A 17281-nucleotide genomic window follows, 5' to 3' on the forward strand; every position below is an offset into this window, starting at 1 on the left:
AACAAAACAACTCTCTGGAGGGGAAACACCCCATGACAGATCTGCCGCAGCTTACGGACGCAACGCTTACGCTTGAAAACCGCGTTGCCACACTCACCATGAACCGTCATGACCTGCGCAACGCCCTCACCGGCTCTGCGCTGATTGACGACATCGTGGCAACGGCGGAATGGGTCAATATCTGCCCTGATGTCTCAGTCCTACTTCTGACAGGTGCAGGCTCAGCCTTCTCTTCAGGCGGCAACATCAAAGACATGGCAGAACGTGGTGGTGATTTTGCTGGCAATGTGGCTGAGGTGGAGAACCACTACAGGCGCGGCATCCAGCGCATTCCTCTCGCCCTGCAAAATGTGGAAGTGCCGATCATTGCAGCCGTCAATGGCCCCGCTATCGGAGCGGGCTTTGACCTTGCCAACATGTGCGACATCCGCCTAGCCTCCACCAAAGCCAAGTTTGGTGAGATCTTCCTGAACCTTGGCATCATCCCCGGCGATGGCGGCGCATGGTTCATGCAGCGCTTGATCGGCTACCAGCGCGCAGCAGAGCTTACCCTGTCAGGACGTGTTATCAACGCCCAGCAAGCCAAGGACTACAGCCTTGTGTTGGATGTGTACGAGCCAGACGACCTCATGGCGGAAGCCAGCAAGATGGCTCAGCAGTTCGCCTCTCAGCCCCCAAAGGCCACACGCCTCACCAAACGTCTGCTGAAGATGGCCCAGCGCACTGAGCTAAAAGACTTCCTCGACCTGTCCGCATGCTTTCAGGGCATGAGCCACAATGAGCCTGAACATCTGGAAGCCGTACTCGCCTTTATGAAAAAGATGAAATAGGCATCAAAACAAGAAGAGCGCTGCATACTGGCGGATACCCGGCAGCGTACAGCGCTCATTCAAGAAACAAGAAATGCGTTACTTCGCAGGCCTGCGAATGGAAGGCTCCGCTTCTAAAACCAGCGGATTGAGCCCTTCTCCACCATCCTTCACGATAGCAAACAGCTGCAACCGCATGCGCGGCTCCCAAAAATCATTGATGTGATCGGCAATACCTGCAACCGCCTCTTCATGCGGCTTATGCTTGAAGAAACCGGCAATCTGGTTTGCCATGTAGGTGAGCTTTTCTGGTGCCATACCCGAGCTCTCCTCCCTTTTGAATTCTCAGTTCCAGTGAACCAGACAGCACAAGCCTCTCTCAAGTCAGAAAAGCTCATGCCGCCCAGCGTCAATGCACTTATTCCGCAGCTTCAATCCGGCGAGACCGAGCAGCATGCTCCTGATACTCTTCCTGCCAGTCTGTCTGACCGTTGGAAAGAGAAACCTGAACCGCCGTCACCTTGTATTCCGGACAGTTTGTCGCCCAATCAGAATAGTCGGTCGTCACCACGTTTGCCTGTGTCGCCGGATGGTGGAACGTGGTGTAAACAACACCCGTTGAAACACGATCCGTCACATTCGCCCGCAAGCTGGTTTCGCCAGAACGGCTCATAAGCTTGAGCCAGTCACCATCTTTAATGCCGCGCACTTCCGCATCATGCGGATGGATCTCCAGCACATCTTCCTCATGCCAGACCACATTGTCTGTACGCCGTGTCTGAGCGCCAACATTGTATTGGCTCAGAATACGGCCCGTGGTCAAAAGCAACGGGAAGCGCGGTCCGGTCTTCTCATCCGTCGCAACATAGTCGGTCCGAATGAAACGGCCTTTACCACGTACAAACCCGTCCAGATGCATGGTTGGCGTGCCTTCCGGCATTTCTTCATTACAAGGCCACTGAACAGAGCCCTGCTCCTCCAGAAGGTCGTAAGTCACATTGGCAAAGCTTGGAGTGGTTGCCGCAATCTCCTCCATGATCTGCGAAGGATGCGTGTAATTCCACTTCGCGCCCATTGCATTGGCCAGCAACTGGGTCACTTCCCAATCCGCATAGCCATTGCGCGGTGCCATCACTTTGCGCACGCGGTTGATACGCCGCTCAGCATTGGTGAAGGTGCCATCCTTCTCAAGGAAGGTGGAACCCGGCAGGAACACATGCGCATAGTTCGCGGTCTCATTCAAAAACAGGTCATGAACGATCACACATTCCATGGCAGCAAGACCAGCAGCAACGTGCTTGGTATCAGGATCAGACTGCAAGATGTCTTCACCCTGCACATAGATGCCTTTGAACGTGCCCTCAACAGCTGCATCCAGCATATTCGGAATACGCAAACCCGGCTCGTCAGAGATGGTCACACCCCAGATCCGCTCATAAATATCGCGCGCATCAGCATTCTTCACATGGCGATAACCCGGCAGCTCATGCGGGAACGAACCCATATCACAGGAGCCCTGCACGTTGTTCTGACCCCGCAGCGGGTTAACACCAACGCCTTTCTTACCGATATTACCAGTCAGCATGGCAAGGTTCGCAATGCCGATAACGGTCGTGGACCCCTGACTGTGTTCCGTCACGCCAAGTCCGTAGTAGATCGCACCATTGCCGCCGCGCGCATAAAGTCGTGCTGCCCCGCGCACTTCCTCAGCAGGAACACCCGTCAGCAACTCAGCAGCTTCCGGGCTGTTGGCCGGATCAGAGACGAACTCAACGTAATCCTGAAACTCATCCATATCACAGCGTTCGCGAATGAAGGCCTCATCGAACAGGCCCTCAGTCACGATCACATGTGCCATCGCCGTCACAATCGCAACGTTCGTTCCCGGACGCAGCGCCAAATGGTGCGATGCCTTGATATGCGGAGATTTCACCAGATCAGTCCGGCGCGGATCAATCACGATCAGCTTTGCGCCCTGACGCAAACGCTTCTTCAGACGAGAACCAAACACCGGATGCCCGTCTGTCGGGTTCGCCCCGATCACCAGCACCACATCGGAATGCTCAACACTGTCAAAGTCCTGCGTCCCCGCAGAGGTGCCAAACGTCTGACCAAGGCCATAACCGGTTGGTGAATGACATACGCGTGCACAAGTGTCCGTGTTGTTGTTCTCAAACACGGCTCGTGTCAGCTTCTGAACGAGGAAAGTTTCTTCATTGGTACAGCGAGAGGATGTGATCACACCAACAGACTCTTTGCCGTACTGCTGCTGAATGCCCTTCATCTTGTTCGCCGCAAAGCTCAGGGCTTCATCCCAGGAAACTTCCCGCCATGGCAGATCAACGCTCTCACGAACCATCGGGTTGAGGATACGGTCCTGATGCGCCGCATAGCCATAAGCAAAGCGGCCTTTCACGCAGGAATGACCACGGTTCGCCTTGCCATCCTTATACGGCACCATGCGCACCAACTCATCACCGCGCATCTCTGCCTTAAAGGAGCAGCCAACACCACAGTAAGCGCAGGTCGTCACCACAGAACGTTCCGGCTGTCCGATATCAATCACGGACTTTTCCTGAAGCGTCCCTGTCGGACACGCCTGCACACAGGCACCGCAGGACACACACTCAGAATCGAGGAAACTCTCAGACATTCCGGCAGTGACACGGGAGTCAAAGCCACGACCAGTAATGGTCAGCGCAAAAGTACCCTGCACTTCCTCACAGGCCCGCACACAGCGCGAGCAGACAATACACTTGGCAGGGTCATAGGTGAAATAAGGATTGCTCTCATCTTTTGGCTTCCAGCAGGCATTCACCTCACCGCCGCCATCACGCATTTTAAAGTGGTTCTGCGCATCAGCGCCATAGCGCACATCGCGCAGACCAACCGCTCCGGCCATGTCCTGCAGCTCACAGTCACCATTGGCAGCGCAAGTTAAACAGTCCAGCGGATGATCAGAGATGTAAAGCTCCATCACACCACGGCGCAGGCCTTTAAGACGATCTGTCTGGGTGCGAACCTGCATCCCCTCTTCCACCAGCGTGGTACAGGAGGCAGGCGTTCCGCGGCGTCCTTCAATCTCCACAAGGCACAGGCGGCAGGAGCCAAAGGCATCAACCATATCCGTCGCGCACAATTTGGGAACCTGAATACCAGCTTCCATGGAAGCCCGCATCACAGAGGTTCCCTCAGGCACGCTCACATCAAAACCATCAACGGTGATAGTGACAGTCTTTTCAGCGGTCGATTGAGGAGTACCAAAGTCTGTTTCTTTAATCAGGGTCATGGGTTCACTCCGCCGCGTCCGTTAATGGCTTTACATGAAAATCCTGCGGAAAATGCGTCAGAGAACTCATCACAGGATAAGGTGCAAACCCGCCAAGAGCACAAAGCGAGCCCATTTTCATCGTGTCGCAAAGGTCAGTGAGCAACTCAACTTGCTGCTCTGGCTGATCCCCTTCAGCAATCCGGTCCAGCACTTCCACACCGCGCACAGACCCAATACGGCACGGCGTACACTTGCCGCAGCTCTCAATGGCGCAGAACTCCATGGCAAAACGTGCCTGCTTGAGCATATCGACCGTATCGTCAAACACCACGATCCCCGCATGGCCAATCATGCCATTACGCTCAATAAACGCCTCATAATCAAAGATCGTGTCAAACAAAGACGGCGGGAAATAAGCGCCCAGCGGACCGCCAACCTGAACAGCCTTCACCGGACGACCACTCAACGTGCCGCCACCGATATCGTAAATCAGCTCGTTCAGTGTCAGACCGAAAGCCGTCTCAAACAACCCACTGTTCTTGATGTTGCCCGTCAACTGGATCGGAATAGTCCCATGGGAGTAGCCAACACCGTAATCGCGATAGAACCGTGCGCCGCGATCCATAATGATCGGCACAGACGCCAGCGACATCACGTTGTTGACCACAGTTGGACAGCCAAACAAGCCCTCAATCGCCGGCAGCGGAGGTTTGGCCCGCACAATACCGCGTTTGCCTTCAAGGCTGTTGAGCAGCGAGGTTTCCTCACCGCACACATAAGCACCAGCCCCTTCACGCACTTCCATATCGAATGCATGATCAGAGCCCATCACGGAAGCTCCAAGAATACCGGCTTTGCGCGCAATCTTGATCGCGTCCTGCATAATCGCAACCGCATGCGGGTATTCAGAGCGGGTGTAGATGTACCCCTTGGTCGCACCCACCGCGATACCCGCAATGGTCATGCCTTCGATGAGAACGAACGGGTCGCCCTCCATGATCATCCGGTCAGAAAACGTACCACTGTCCCCTTCATCGGCATTACAAACGATATACTTCTGCGCACCTTGCGCCTTCAGCACAGTGTTCCATTTGATACCTGTCGGAAATCCAGCGCCACCGCGGCCACGTAGACCACTGTCGGTCACGTCCTGCACAATCTCCGCAGGCGTCATCTCAAGCGCACGCTTCAGACCAAGAAAACCGTGATGCATCTCGTAATGTTCAAGAGAAAGCGGGTCAGTGATGCCACAGCGGGAGAACGTCAGACGCGTCTGACGCTTCAGATAAGGCATCTCTTCGGTCAAACCATGACACAAAGGATGGTCACCACCATCCAGCAGGCCCGCATCCAGCAGTCCGGCCACATCAGATGGCTTCACCGGACCATAGGCTATCCGGCCCTGTTCGGTTTCAATCTCAACCAGCGGCTCCAGCCAGTGCATACCGCGGGAACCGTTACGGATGATTGTCGCATCCACACCGCGCACGCGCAGCTCCTCAGTAAGCGTCGCAGCAACACGGTCAGCACCCACCGCCAAAGCAGCAGCATCGCAAGGAACGTAAAGGACAGCCCCCATCACTTCACCTCCTCAACAAGCTTCAGCACAGCCTCTTCATCAAGGCGCCCATGCAGGTCGCCATCCAGCATGGCAGCTGGTGCACAAGAGCACAGGCCAAGGCAATAGACCGGCTCCAGCGTCACCTTCCCATCAGGCGTGGTTTCGTGCCACTTGATGCCAAGGTCTCTTTGAATGTCATCTGCAAGCTTTTCGCCGCCCATCGACTGGCAGGCTTCTGCACGGCAAACCTTCAACACATGGCGTCCGGCAGGTTCTGTACGAAAGTCGGGGTAAAAACTCATTGTGCCGTGCACTTCAGCACGGCTCAGGTTCAACCGATCTGCGATCTTTAAAAGCGCATCCTCGGGAACATAACCAAATTTCCCCTGCACATCGTGCAGGATTGGCAGGAGCGGCCCTTCCTGATGTTCGTGGACATCAATAATCGCGGCCGTTTCTTTTTCTATATCCTGCGATTGCGTCTGCAAGGCCATAAAATCCTCCCTCCTCGCACGTCAATGCATCGAATTGGCACAATATGTCGCAGGCAATCAATATGATATATCCGTTGGGCGATTGCACATCCCTATCAAGGAAATCACGTAGAGAGCTCTTTGCCCTGCGATATTCTAGTAATTCTCTTCAAAAAAATGTCCAAAAGCGGCGCACGAGGCTCACGCTGCGTCGCAATCAATCCAACCATAATACTGGCATAAGGATCAGAGATCGGGATGATCTCCAGGTGATCAGAGGCAATTGTCTGCGCTACGGCCTGCGGGATAATCGTCCCCCACCGTCCGGTACGCACATGCGCCAGCAGGCACATGATGGAATCTGACTGCAGTACTGGCTTTGCCACCACATCAACATCATGCAGGATATTGTTGATGATACGCCGGCATTGCATGTCACTGGTCAGCAAGCACAACGGAACCCTGCTCACATCCTCCAGCGTGGCATGCTCTCGGCCAGAAAGCGGCCCACCTTCAGCCACCACAAAGCAATAGCGCTCCCGGTAAAGAGGAATTTGCAAAACCCGCCCCAAAGGCTCGTTGTCCAGATAGGTCAGCCCCACATCAATTTCCAGATTTTCCAGCTGCGCCAGAATCTCAGAGGACGGTCGCGAGAACACCGCAAAATCAACGCCTGGGTTTTCCTCGCTAAAGCATGTGGTGAGTTCTGGAACATAGGTCAGAGCTGTTGGAATAGAGGCAATCCGCAACGTACCCGATTGACCATCACTGACCGCCTTCAGCTCCTGCTTCATGGTCCGCGTATCAGCCACAAGCTTGCGGGCCCATTCCAGCACCCGCTCCCCTTCAGGCGTCAGCCCCTGAAAACGCGAGCCACGCAAAACCAGCAGAGCGCCAAGCTGTTCTTCAAGATGTTTGATATTGGCCGAAAGCGTCGGTTGCGTCACACCACACTCGTCCGCCGCCTTCCCAAAATGCTTCTCACGCGCCAACGCAATAAACATCTCCAGCTTATCGATCATGGGTTAACCTCGCAAACGTTCCCGCAACACCATCCATCAGCAAGCACCAGTCTGTCAGGCCAATACTGCACGGGATTGCTCATATCCTCCTACAAGCAATCCCTTAGATGTTTTTTCTTAGCTCTGAAATGAACTAGCATATTCAGAGCAAGAACGATAACGCGGAACGTCAAGAACACAGCGCGGTTTAGATAAACTCTGCAATCAGACGTTCATACCAATGAAGCTTACACCAGCGACCATGAATATGGCGGCCAGCATGCGACGTACCCAGTTGCCTTCGCCCAGGACGACAAAACCGATTAAGGCGGCAAAGATGACGGAAGTTTCTCGCAAGGCTGAGACAGCGCCCAGCGGTGCAAAGTTTTTGGCGTAAAGCACCAGACCATAAGCAATCATGGAGACCAGACCACCCGTCAGACCCAGTGCCCATGTTCTCTTGGAAAGGCTTGGCAAAACAGACCACCGCCGCACACCAATGAAGGCTGCGATAAAGACCTGCAAAAACGCACCCCACGCCCAGTAACTCAGCGTGTTGCCAGAAAGCCGGACACCAACACCATCAACCAGCGAGTAAGCGGAGATACAAACACCTGTGGCAACCGCAAACCCAAGCGCCGCGCCGCCAACACCTTGCCGCAAGGCAGACCAGCTGGACATCTGAATACCAAACCCGATCAAGCCAATGCCAAACCACGCCCAAAACGGCAGCACTTCGCCCACAAACAGCATGGCCCATAAGGAAACCAGAGCCGGTACGATACCGCGTGCGATGGGATAGACCACGCTCAGGTCCCCATGACGGTACGCCTGCCCCAGCGTGTAATAGTAGACAAAGTGAATGCAGGTGGAGAGCGCCACATAGCCAAAACTCTCAGGTGCTGGCAAAGGCAGGATCATGATCATGACACCTGCCGGGATCACATGGCCAAACGCCACAAGTCCGAGGGTGAGTGTACGGTCACCCGCTGTTTTAACAATCGCATTCCAGATCGCATGCAGCAGTGCTGCTGCAAGGATTATCATTATGATGGATAGGCTCATCAATCAAAACCATTCGTATTGTGGAAGCCTGCCGGGCAGCTTTAAAAAAGCTCCATCATCCAATCTGCGACTGACCTCGCAACACCAGAAAACCGGCTTCCATCTTGTTTTATCTATCTTTTAAAATGCTGTAATTTCGAAGGTTTTCGATTTCTGCATCTGGTTGCCTGCGTGCAGCTTTAAGCAGATCACAGGCAGGTAGTCTTGTTTCAACTCAGCTTTTTCGGGAGGCTATGAAGCTTTGAATGCCCCAGTCCGCAAAGGCAGTCACAAACGGTTCTTCAAGTGGGCTGTCGGTCACCGCATAATCCACCTGTCGTGGGTCCGGTCCCACATACGGCGCTGTCTCACTCAGCTTGCCATGATCAAACGCAACCAGCACCCGATCCGCTTTTTCTGCAATGGCAGCACTCAGTTGGGATTCAACACTGCTTTGATAGAGAAACCCCTTGCTGGCAGAGACCGCATCAAGGCTGAAGATGGCCATATCAAGCGCGAACCGCTGTACCTGACAATAAGTGTCGTGACCAAAGGTTCCCCGGTCATTGACCTGCATTTCACCACCAAGCAAATGCACGCGGTTGCCGTTCACATTCACCAGTGTCTGCGCAACACCAATGGAGTTTGTGACCACCGTCAGGTTCCTACGCAATCTCAGGTCTTCCGCCACATATGCCGTGGTGGAGCCGACATCCAAATAAACGGTCATGCCATCTTCAACCACATCACACACAACAGCGGCGATCAGCCGTTTTTCATTGGTTCGCTGTGAAATACGGCGAAAGAAGCTTGGATCATTTTGCGAGCTCGCCAGATAGGCCCCGCCGCGCACCCGCTCAAGGTCTGAAGTCATCGACAAAGACTTCACCGTCCGGCGCACAGTTTCTTCAGAAACATCCAGTGCCTTAGCCAGATCAGCATTGCGTGCCGATCCGCCAAGTCGTTTTAAAACTTCCAACAGTTCCAGTTCGCGGTGGCTATGAGACATCTGCCCCTCACGTTTGCGCGGATAATCACGTTCTGTGATTGCCTTACTCCACAATTACAGTCAAATTCCAACACATATGTCGATTTATGTTGGAATTTGTGTGTAGCTGTGGATTATTTGCTGGCAAACGACCACAGTTACATCTCTCTTTCATATTGCCGGAGTAACGGTCTGTCGGACTGCGCCACACCTGTGGCTTTGGGGGATCAGGAACATGCAAAACAAACGCAATGTGCTTTTTATCATCATCGACCAGCTGCGCGCGGATTGTGTGTTCGGTGAACTTGGCAAACACGTAAACCTGCCAAACCTACGCGCATTCATGGAAGACAGCGTCACCTTTACACGTCACTTCTCCGTCACCAATCCATGCGGCCCCTCCAGAGCGTCACTGCTGACAGGGCAATACGCCATGAACCATCGTTCCGTGCGCAATGGCACACCGCTGAGGCACGACACGCCCAACATCGCAACGCAAATTCGCAAGGCGGGCTATCTGCCCATGCTGTTTGGATACACGGACACCTCACAGGATCCCCGTGCCTTCCATCCGAACGACCCAGCAGTCAGAACCTACGAATACCCGATGAACGGCTTCCATGAGATAACGGAGATGCGCATGGATATGTCCTATCCATGGCAGTCTCACCTCATGAACCAGGGGTATAAATTTGAGAAGTACTGGGACGTCTACAAGCCCATCTCACCCAAAGGCAAAGCCCCACGCCTCAACGATCCTGCGCTCTATGCAGCTGAAGACAGCGACACGGCGTTTCTAACAGATGCCTTCCTCAAGACAATGCCAGCCTACAGTCAGCAAAGCTGGTTCGCGCATCTTACCTACATTCGTCCGCATCCTCCGCTCGTCGCCCCTGCCCCGTATAACGACATGTACGATCCGCAAAACCTGCCGCTCCCAGAGCGACTGGAAAGCGCAGAAGACGAGCAGGCCCAACATCCGTTCTTCACCCCGGTCATGCAAAACAACAGCGCAGCCAGCTTTGTTGAGGGCTTCCCGGATCTGGAACCAACAGACGAGAACATCCGTACCCTGCGCGCAATCTATCTCGGGCTAGCCACAGAAGTGGATCACCATGTAGGCCGTGTTGTGCAGTTCCTCAAAGACACAGGACAGTACGACGATACCATGGTGATAATCACAGCTGACCATGGCGAAATGCTGGGCGACCATCACAGCTGGGGGAAAATGACCGTTTATGATGCGGCCTACCACACCCCTCTCATCATCCGCATGCCAGACGGAGAGCACGGAACGCAGGTCTCAAAGATCACCGAGTCCATCGATATCATGCCAACCATTCTGGAATGGGTCGGGCAGGATGTTCCAGGCTCCGTGGATGGCAAGTCCCTGCTCCCGTTCCTCCAAGGTGAAACACCTGAGAACTGGCGCACGGTCTCCATGTCAGAGCTGGACTTCGCTGACCCGTTACAGCCAACACTCTGGCAGCAACAGCTTGGAACCAAACTGGACAACTCCTGCCTGAGCATCTTGCGCGATGAGCGTTTCACACTTGTGGAGTTTGCAGCAGATCTGCCCCCCATGCTGTTTGATGCTAAGGGCAAAGGTGAAATGGAAAATCTGGCGCAAAAGCCAGAGCATGCTCTAACACTGGCACGTATGACCCGCGAACTCCTCCGCCATCGTATGAAGAACATGGACAAGACCCTGTCCAACTGGATGATCACCACAGACGGCCCGAAACACTGACCCAGGAACGGGGCATCACACCATGCCCCGTTTTTCACCACAAACAGACAGCAGCTGATCAACGCTGTTTAATCTCCTCAATCATCGCCTTCCCAATCTCAGCAATCACCGCATTGCGCTGCTTAAAACTCGCATCACTGCCTGACATATAAGCTGCTGCAAGATATGGCTTCCCCGTTTCCGGCCAAAGCACCGCAATGATACCGCGTGAACCATTGTAACCAGCACCGCTCTTGTCTGCTATGCACCAGTCCTTCGGCAGATGCTTTCGGATCAACTCATCCGCAACCTTGTCATCCACCATCCATTGCTGCAGCTGTGCGCGGGAAGATGGAAGCAACACATCCTCAAACAGCAACCTGTCCAATGTCTTGAGCACAGCAGAAGGCGAAGTAGTATCACGGGGATCTCCGCGCCTGGCTTCGTTCATAGCTGGCTCATTCCGGTCCAGACGCGTCACCCGATCACCAAGCCCACGTAAGAATCTGGTCAGCCCTTCCGGCCCATCAACGCGTTTCAAAAGCAAGTTTGCAGCACTGTTATCGCTCATGGTGACCGTCGCTTCACACAGCTGGCCAACACTCATTCCAGAAGCCACATGGTTCTCCGTGACAGGAGAATAAGGGACAAGCTCGGTTGCCTTGTAAGTGACAAGATCACCAAGGCTCTCTTCACCGCGATCAACACGGCTTAAAACGGCTCCGCAGAGCAATGCCTTAAACGTGCTGGCCATAGGAAACCGCTCATCCGCCCGATGCTCAACGGCCCAGTCAGAACCGGTATGGCGCAGCACCACACCAATGCGCCCTCCAACCTCAGTCTCTAACTGACTGACTGTGTCCATCAGTGGCCCAGCCTCACTGACCAAAGGCAAGCTCAACGTGAAGGCCAACGCACATGCAAACCGTCTCATAGGAACGCAGTTTTCCTCTAAAAAACGCAACATTCTCCAACTCCTTTCATGACGAGCAGCGGCCCCATCAACAAATAAATTTCATGAAACAGGTACAGCCTATCCCCTGCCGCAAAGCAGAACACTCAGCAGCATAAATTCGCCAAAACCAGCGCTTAAGCTAGAAATTTAATGTGGTGAGCACCGGTATAATCAGATGCATCCTCAGACCTAAACACTTTTAGGTAGAGCCACAAACGACTAATTCTCGACACAAATATTAGAAAAACTAATAGGCATGGACCGACCAAACATCCCCCTCAACGCCCTCCGCGCCTTCGAAGTCGCCGCCCGGCAAGGCAGTTTTACCCGCGCAGCAATCGAGCTGAGAGTCACACAAGCCGCTGTAAGTCATCAACTTATCGCTCTGGAAGAACTACTGGGAACACCTCTTTTCCACCGCACCCCGAAAGGCCTGATTCTCACCGATGAAGGCACAGCCTTACACCCCATCCTCACCCAAAGCTTCGACAGGATCGGAAACATCCTCGACCGTTTCCTTGATGGTCGCTATCAGGAAACCCTCAATGTCGGCGTCGTGACCACCTTTGCAACTGGCTATCTCATCGAGCGCCTGCCGGACTTTCAGCAAAAGCATCCCGGTGTGAACCTGCGCCTGTTCACCAACAACAACCGCGTCGACATCACCAAAGAAGGTCTTGATATCGCAATACGATTGGGCGAAGGCCTCTGGCCGGGCCTGCAAGCAACACCATTGCTGACCACCCCTTTAACCCCATTGTGTTCACCAGATATCGGCCTCTCTCTCAAAACCCCTCAGGACCTCACCAATCACACGCTTTTCAGATCCTATCGTTCAGATGAATGGGAGTTATGGTTCCAACACGCAGCGTCAGCCTGCCCCAAAATCACAGGCCCAGTCTTCGATTCATCCCTCGCCATGGCCGACATGGTTGAAGCAGGTTTAGGCATCGCCCTTCTGCCCCATGATATGTTCAAGCGCAGAATGTCAGAAGGTCGCCTCGTCAGACCGTTCCCCCTCGAAGTCACAACCGGCAAATACTGGCTCACCCACCTCAAATCCAAATCCGCCACCCCAGCAACCACCCTCTTCAAAAACTGGCTACTCGCTGATGCACCGAAGCCCGCTCCTTAAGGAAACTCAATCCAAGTCACCGTCCGTGTCTTGATAAAACAACGCAACGAATTGAAAGAAAAACCAAAACCTATCTCACACCTCTTCAACCTATCTTGGCTGAAGTGCTTTTCAGGCATGACTGGAAACGTCAGCGAGTGAGGATATGTTTCTCAGCGACAGAGCAAAGGATTCAATTAAGGTTGGGTTAGCAATGGTGATCGCCTACGCCATTGCGCTCTACATGGATTGGGACCGCCCGTATTGGGCTGGTCTAGCCGTTGCATTTATCTCGCTGGAAACATCAGGACAATCCTTCAACAAGGGTGCGCAGCGCATTGCCGGAACACTCCTTGCAGCGGTCGCAGCACTCCTGATCCTCTCCCTCTATCCGCAACAACGCTGGATGTTTATGCTTGTCTTATCCAGCTTTGTTTTAGTTTGCACCTATATGAAGAGCACAACACGCAACGCCTATTTTTGGAACGTGGCAGCTTTCGTAACAATTATTGTGGTTGTGGATTCATCAACAAGCAATGAGCCTGCCTTCTATACCGCAATGCTGCGGATTGAGGAGACTGCCTTAGGTGTGATCACCTACAGTGTGGTCTCAGCTGTCCTTTGGCCTAAGACATCAGCGAAAGCGCTTTACAGCACAGCCAGTCACCTGAGCCACGCTGCTCTTGGGATTTTTCAAGAAACATTGGACAACGGGTTCTCACGCGCTCCCCAACAGTACCTGAAGCAACAAGGTGACTTCTCATCATTACAGGCCAGATTCGAGGAGCTTTCCAATATTGCCCAACTCGAAAACTATGAAATCTGGGAGGTTCACGATTTATGGAAAGATGCCGCGAAACTGTGGGTTGATTACGAACGGGCAATAGAAGCGTGCCGGCAAAACATAGGTGACGTTCAAACAATTGAGCTTAAAAAACACCTGCCTTGGCGCACCCAATACATCAATGAAGTAGAGCAGCGCTTAACGGCTATCACCAAGATGTCTTTGGGAGAGCATTCGGACTACACCAGCCCACAACGCGAACTTCATATCAATAAAACCAATACTGCAGGTCTCAAGCAACTCGAAAAAGCAGCCCTGTCACTTTACGTCAATCAACTCAGAAACATCGAACATATTACATATCAGCTATATGAGATAAACGCCGTCATATTTGGCTTGCGCCAACGTACTGACACCACCTTTAAAGTCGCGCCTACGCCTAAAAAGCACATCATAAATATCGGCGCTTTGAAGGGGGCTTTTCGCGCCTTCCTGTGTCTTTGGATCGCTTATATCGCCTATATCTATTCCCCAAATCTTCCAACTGGCCCCGTACTTTTGATCTTAGTAGGCGTGTATAGCATCTCCCTATCAACCGACCCGTATATCAGGCCTCTCAGGTTGTTGAAGATTGGCGTTTCATCAAACATATTCGCAGCCTGCATCTACCTTTTGATAATGCCGCATTTGCATAGTTTCTGGTCTCTTGGGGCTGTCATTTTCATATCAGTATTTTCCATCTCCTATTTCTTTCATTCACCTGAGGCAACTTTGGGAAGAATGTTTGGCTTGGCGAATTTCGTAATGACAACAGGCATAAGCAACACCCAGACATACAGCTTCAATTATGCAGTCGATCAATTACTCGTTTTCATCATAGTCGTGGCAATTTTTGCGTGTGTGTCTACATTCACATTTAACCTGCGCCCAGAGGTTCAATATCTCAACCTGCTACGCCGCTTCTTTAAAGGTGCGAGCTATCTTTTGTCAGATCAGAAAAACAAACACACAACAAAGGATTCCGCCTGGCAACGCTACCTCAGACGACACTACATAAACGAGATCGAAAACATCCCTCATATCATTCGAGGCTGGATACCGGAGATCTCTCAAGACATTGAGAAAAGTGAACTGATCAAGATCACCGTTGTTCTTGAGGCACTTTCCATTCGCCTGTCAGTCCTGATGGATGAGTTCAAAACTGCTGAAAACAGCCAACTTTATGAGACGCTAAAGCATGACATTCATGGCTGGAGCACTCAGCTGATGACTGACTTCACAAAACTGGTGGAAGAGCCCTCATGTGAAACGTTAGAAGCGACTTTAAAACTACGCGAAACAAGACTCCCGGAAATAGAAGATAAAATCTCAAAGGCAGAGCAAGAACAGAGTAAATATGATGGAGAGTTAGGGGAAAGATTAAATATCTATCGCATTCTTGGAGGTATTCGCAGTGTTTATCAGGCATTAGAAGACTATGAAGAGCAATCTCAAAAAGTCGATTGGCCTTATCTGAAAGAAGCTCGTTTCTAAAGGAGTATGCGTCAATGAATGGATATCCTGGTGAATGGGCCATTGGGGCCGTTTACTTCCCCCCATTTCTGATCGCGTCTTTCTTAGGTTTGCTTCTCAGCTGGATCACATCACGTTTGTTAAACAGATACCGGCTTTCCAGATTCCTCCTCTATCCACCCGGCGTCTTCCTGGCTTTGGCCGTCATCTACACCGCAGTAATTGGAAGTTGGGTCATTCCGATATGAGAGCATTGAAACCCATACATAAAGCAATGATAACGGGCACGATCGTTGGCGTCGCAGTTCTCGCCTTCGCTTATAAATATTATGCCTACTTGCAAAATCCATGGACACGCGATGGTCAGGTCAGAGCGAACGTTATCCAAATCGCAACCCGCGTTTCCGGCCCAATCGTAGACCTTCCAATCAAAGACAATCAAAGCGTCCAAGCAGGGCAACTGCTTTTCCGCATCGATCCAAGAACATTTGAAGCAACCTTTGCTGAGAAGAAAGCGGATCTTGATCAAACGATCGATCAACTCAACGCGCTTGGAAAAGAACGCGAAGCCTCAGAAGCAAACGTTGCCCAGTATCGCTCGAACGTGGAGCAAGCCAGTTCAGAACTTCGCTCCTCCATCGCCACCCTGAAAAACATCAAGGGAAATCTGGACCGGAACGCCAAGCTGCTCAAAGACGGTTATGTCACGCAGCGCACATATGATCAGATTGAAAAGAGCTATATCGTCGCCCTCTCAGACACCGAAAAAGCTCAGTCAGGTCTCGCTCAAGCAGAAGCAGCTCTTGTAGAAGCTCAAGCCTCCCTTGCCAAGGTCATTGCAACACTTGGCGCAACAGGCGATGAAAACGCACAACTCCGTTCTGCAAAAGCAGCGTTACGCATGGCTGAGTTAGACCTTGGCTTCTCTCGTGTATCTGCACCTGTATCCGGCTACGTCACCAACCTTAACCTACGCCTGGGCAGTCAAACCGTTGAAAATGAGCCAGCCCTTGCCCTCGTAGATATTACCAGCTTCTGGATCGACGCCTACTTTCCAGAAACAAAAATCAGCAGGATCAACATCGGCGATAAAGTCATCATGACCCTGATGGCCTATCCTGATCAGGTGGTTCACGGAGAGGTCGAAAGCATCGGCTGGGGCATTTCTCAATCCGATGGCAGCACAGGCTCTGACCTGCTCCCTAACATCAACCCGACCTTCGAGTGGATACGCCTCGCCCAACGCATCCCGGTCCGAGTCAAAATCGCAGACATCCCCAAAGACATCCTCCTCCGCGTCGGCACCACCGTATCCGTCCTGGTCCTAACCAACACCGCCGCCGACAAAACCACCCCAGATGAACCCCCAGCACCGCTATTGTTTCAGTAAAGCAAGTTATTCCCCCTCTATCCCCCTGTTCATTTCAAAGAAATCTTTGAGGCTCATTGGGACACGAGGGGATATCTTTTCTCTCACCCCTTACAGCAATTAAAGCCTGTGTGACTCCTATGCATACTTTCTTCGCAACCAGTACAATGCCCCTTAGGTCAAGGTATGTTCACTTTCACCATCTCACCGACTTAGCAGCACAAATTCGAGTGCAAATACCGCCAACGAACGCAGATAGCAGCGCAACGTCGTTCCGACTACAGCTGAACACATTCACCTAGCGAAGGGCATCAGCTAATAACCATCGCCTCTCGTTCACTTATCACTAATTTGGTTGGGGCATGAGATGTGCCCTTCCCACAGGCTCACCCTCCTTCTCATTGTGATACATGGGCTGCTGCAGCGTTTGTCTCATCACAGCATCGTTAGGCTAAGCGTTTCCATCCCTTGAAGCCATTGCTGCGGTTTCACTGAGGCAAACTTGAGGCTGTATATTCAGGGATAAGGGAGTGCCTCGGTTCTAGGCGGTTTGGAGCTTTACTCGCTGTGTTTTCAGCCCTCTCATTCAGGACGGCCTAGTTCTAAAACGACAAAAAGCCCCCATGCATTATGCATTGGGGGCTTTTTGTCTGATATGTTTGTTCTGTTTT

General features: G+C 52.4%; 14 protein-coding genes. 6 read left to right on the forward strand and 8 right to left on the reverse strand.

All coding sequences use genetic code 11. The features are described from left to right. Positions 1 to 32 precede the first annotated feature (32 nt). A complete protein-coding gene (locus PsAD46_RS21435) occupies positions 33 to 830 on the forward strand; it encodes an enoyl-CoA hydratase-related protein (RefSeq protein ID WP_063307843.1) in 798 nt (265 codons plus the stop codon). Between the two features lie 78 nt (positions 831 to 908). Here PsAD46_RS21435 and PsAD46_RS21440 read toward each other — a convergent pair whose 3' ends face one another. The 7 genes from PsAD46_RS21440 to PsAD46_RS21470 form a co-directional block, all read right to left on the reverse strand. Beyond that, positions 909 to 1127, reverse strand: coding sequence for a formate dehydrogenase subunit delta (locus PsAD46_RS21440; protein ID WP_063307844.1), 219 nt, complete (start codon positions 1125 to 1127; stop codon positions 909 to 911). A gap of 100 nt (positions 1128 to 1227) precedes the next feature. Beyond that, a complete protein-coding gene (gene fdhF / locus PsAD46_RS21445; RefSeq protein ID WP_063307845.1) occupies positions 1228 to 4098 on the reverse strand; it encodes a formate dehydrogenase subunit alpha in 2871 nt (956 codons plus the stop codon). A 4-nt stretch (positions 4099 to 4102) separates the two neighbouring features. After that, positions 4103 to 5659, reverse strand: a complete 1557-nt coding sequence (locus PsAD46_RS21450) for an NADH-quinone oxidoreductase subunit NuoF (protein WP_063307846.1) — start codon at positions 5657 to 5659, stop codon at positions 4103 to 4105. Next, positions 5659 to 6135 carry a formate dehydrogenase subunit gamma gene (locus PsAD46_RS21455; protein WP_063307847.1) on the reverse strand — a complete coding sequence of 159 codons (477 nt, stop codon included), beginning with the start codon at positions 6133 to 6135 and terminating at the stop codon, positions 5659 to 5661. The genes PsAD46_RS21450 and PsAD46_RS21455 overlap by 1 nt, the downstream gene beginning before the upstream one ends. Before the next feature lie 104 nt (positions 6136 to 6239). Beyond that, positions 6240 to 7136 (reverse strand): LysR family transcriptional regulator, encoded by an 897-nt coding sequence (locus tag PsAD46_RS21460; RefSeq protein ID WP_057463682.1) that lies wholly within the window; start codon positions 7134 to 7136, stop codon positions 6240 to 6242. Between the two features lie 204 nt (positions 7137 to 7340). Next, a complete protein-coding gene (locus PsAD46_RS21465; protein ID WP_063307851.1) occupies positions 7341 to 8162 on the reverse strand; it encodes an EamA family transporter in 822 nt (273 codons plus the stop codon). A 232-nt stretch (positions 8163 to 8394) separates the two neighbouring features. Then, complete coding sequence (locus tag PsAD46_RS21470) at positions 8395 to 9168, reverse strand: DeoR/GlpR family DNA-binding transcription regulator (RefSeq protein ID WP_063307848.1); 774 nt, start codon at positions 9166 to 9168, stop codon at positions 8395 to 8397. Between the two features lie 214 nt (positions 9169 to 9382). Here PsAD46_RS21470 and PsAD46_RS21475 point away from each other — a divergent pair, with 214 nt between their 5' ends. Next, positions 9383 to 10897 (forward strand): alkaline phosphatase family protein, encoded by a 1515-nt coding sequence (locus PsAD46_RS21475; protein WP_063307849.1) that lies wholly within the window; start codon positions 9383 to 9385, stop codon positions 10895 to 10897. 58 nt (positions 10898 to 10955) lie between these two features. Here the strand turns inward: PsAD46_RS21475 and blaPSV are convergent, their stop codons facing one another. Then, on the reverse strand, positions 10956 to 11843 hold the full coding sequence (gene blaPSV / locus PsAD46_RS21480; RefSeq protein ID WP_206599641.1) for a PSV family class A beta-lactamase: 888 nt from the start codon (positions 11841 to 11843) through the stop codon (positions 10956 to 10958). A 244-nt stretch (positions 11844 to 12087) separates the two neighbouring features. Between blaPSV and PsAD46_RS21485 the strand changes: the two genes are divergently transcribed. The 4 genes from PsAD46_RS21485 (at position 12088) to PsAD46_RS21495 (ending at position 16631) form a co-directional block, all read left to right on the forward strand. Beyond that, positions 12088 to 12966 carry a LysR family transcriptional regulator gene (locus PsAD46_RS21485; RefSeq protein ID WP_063307850.1) on the forward strand — a complete coding sequence of 293 codons (879 nt, stop codon included), beginning with the start codon at positions 12088 to 12090 and terminating at the stop codon, positions 12964 to 12966. 145 nt (positions 12967 to 13111) lie between these two features. Continuing rightward, the gene (locus tag PsAD46_RS21490) at positions 13112 to 15262 is read left to right on the forward strand and encodes an FUSC family protein (RefSeq protein WP_063290591.1); all 2151 of its coding nucleotides are present in this window, start codon (positions 13112 to 13114) and stop codon (positions 15260 to 15262) included. A 14-nt stretch (positions 15263 to 15276) separates the two neighbouring features. After that, on the forward strand, positions 15277 to 15489 hold the full coding sequence (locus tag PsAD46_RS27765) for a DUF1656 domain-containing protein (protein ID WP_082596670.1): 213 nt from the start codon (positions 15277 to 15279) through the stop codon (positions 15487 to 15489). After that, a complete protein-coding gene (locus PsAD46_RS21495) occupies positions 15486 to 16631 on the forward strand; it encodes an HlyD family secretion protein (protein ID WP_063290590.1) in 1146 nt (381 codons plus the stop codon). Before PsAD46_RS27765 ends, PsAD46_RS21495 begins: the two co-directional genes overlap by 4 nt. Positions 16632 to 17281: the final 650 nt, after the last annotated feature.

It is taken from the genome of Pseudovibrio sp. Ad46, assembly GCF_001623065.1.
GTDB lineage: Bacteria > Pseudomonadota > Alphaproteobacteria > Rhizobiales > Stappiaceae > Pseudovibrio.

Bases quoted from the DNA above. Each gene is read 5' to 3' on its own strand.
- PsAD46_RS21435 (WP_063307843.1), top strand. From the start codon at position 33: ATGACAGATCTGCCGCAGCTTACGGACGCAACGCTTACGCTTGAAAAC.
- PsAD46_RS21440 (WP_063307844.1), bottom strand. From the start codon at position 1,127: ATGGCACCAGAAAAGCTCACCTACATGGCAAACCAGATTGCCGGTTTC.
- fdhF (WP_063307845.1), bottom strand. From the start codon at position 4,098: ATGACCCTGATTAAAGAAACAGACTTTGGTACTCCTCAATCGACCGCT.
- PsAD46_RS21450 (WP_063307846.1), bottom strand. From the start codon at position 5,659: ATGGGGGCTGTCCTTTACGTTCCTTGCGATGCTGCTGCTTTGGCGGTG.
- PsAD46_RS21455 (WP_063307847.1), bottom strand. From the start codon at position 6,135: ATGGCCTTGCAGACGCAATCGCAGGATATAGAAAAAGAAACGGCCGCG.
- PsAD46_RS21460 (WP_057463682.1), bottom strand. From the start codon at position 7,136: ATGATCGATAAGCTGGAGATGTTTATTGCGTTGGCGCGTGAGAAGCAT.
- PsAD46_RS21465 (WP_063307851.1), bottom strand. From the start codon at position 8,162: ATGATAATCCTTGCAGCAGCACTGCTGCATGCGATCTGGAATGCGATT.
- PsAD46_RS21470 (WP_063307848.1), bottom strand. From the start codon at position 9,168: ATGTCTCATAGCCACCGCGAACTGGAACTGTTGGAAGTTTTAAAACGA.
- PsAD46_RS21475 (WP_063307849.1), top strand. From the start codon at position 9,383: ATGCAAAACAAACGCAATGTGCTTTTTATCATCATCGACCAGCTGCGC.
- blaPSV (WP_206599641.1), bottom strand. From the start codon at position 11,843: ATGTTGCGTTTTTTAGAGGAAAACTGCGTTCCTATGAGACGGTTTGCA.
- PsAD46_RS21485 (WP_063307850.1), top strand. From the start codon at position 12,088: ATGGACCGACCAAACATCCCCCTCAACGCCCTCCGCGCCTTCGAAGTC.
- PsAD46_RS21490 (WP_063290591.1), top strand. From the start codon at position 13,112: ATGTTTCTCAGCGACAGAGCAAAGGATTCAATTAAGGTTGGGTTAGCA.
- PsAD46_RS27765 (WP_082596670.1), top strand. From the start codon at position 15,277: ATGAATGGATATCCTGGTGAATGGGCCATTGGGGCCGTTTACTTCCCC.
- PsAD46_RS21495 (WP_063290590.1), top strand. From the start codon at position 15,486: ATGAGAGCATTGAAACCCATACATAAAGCAATGATAACGGGCACGATC.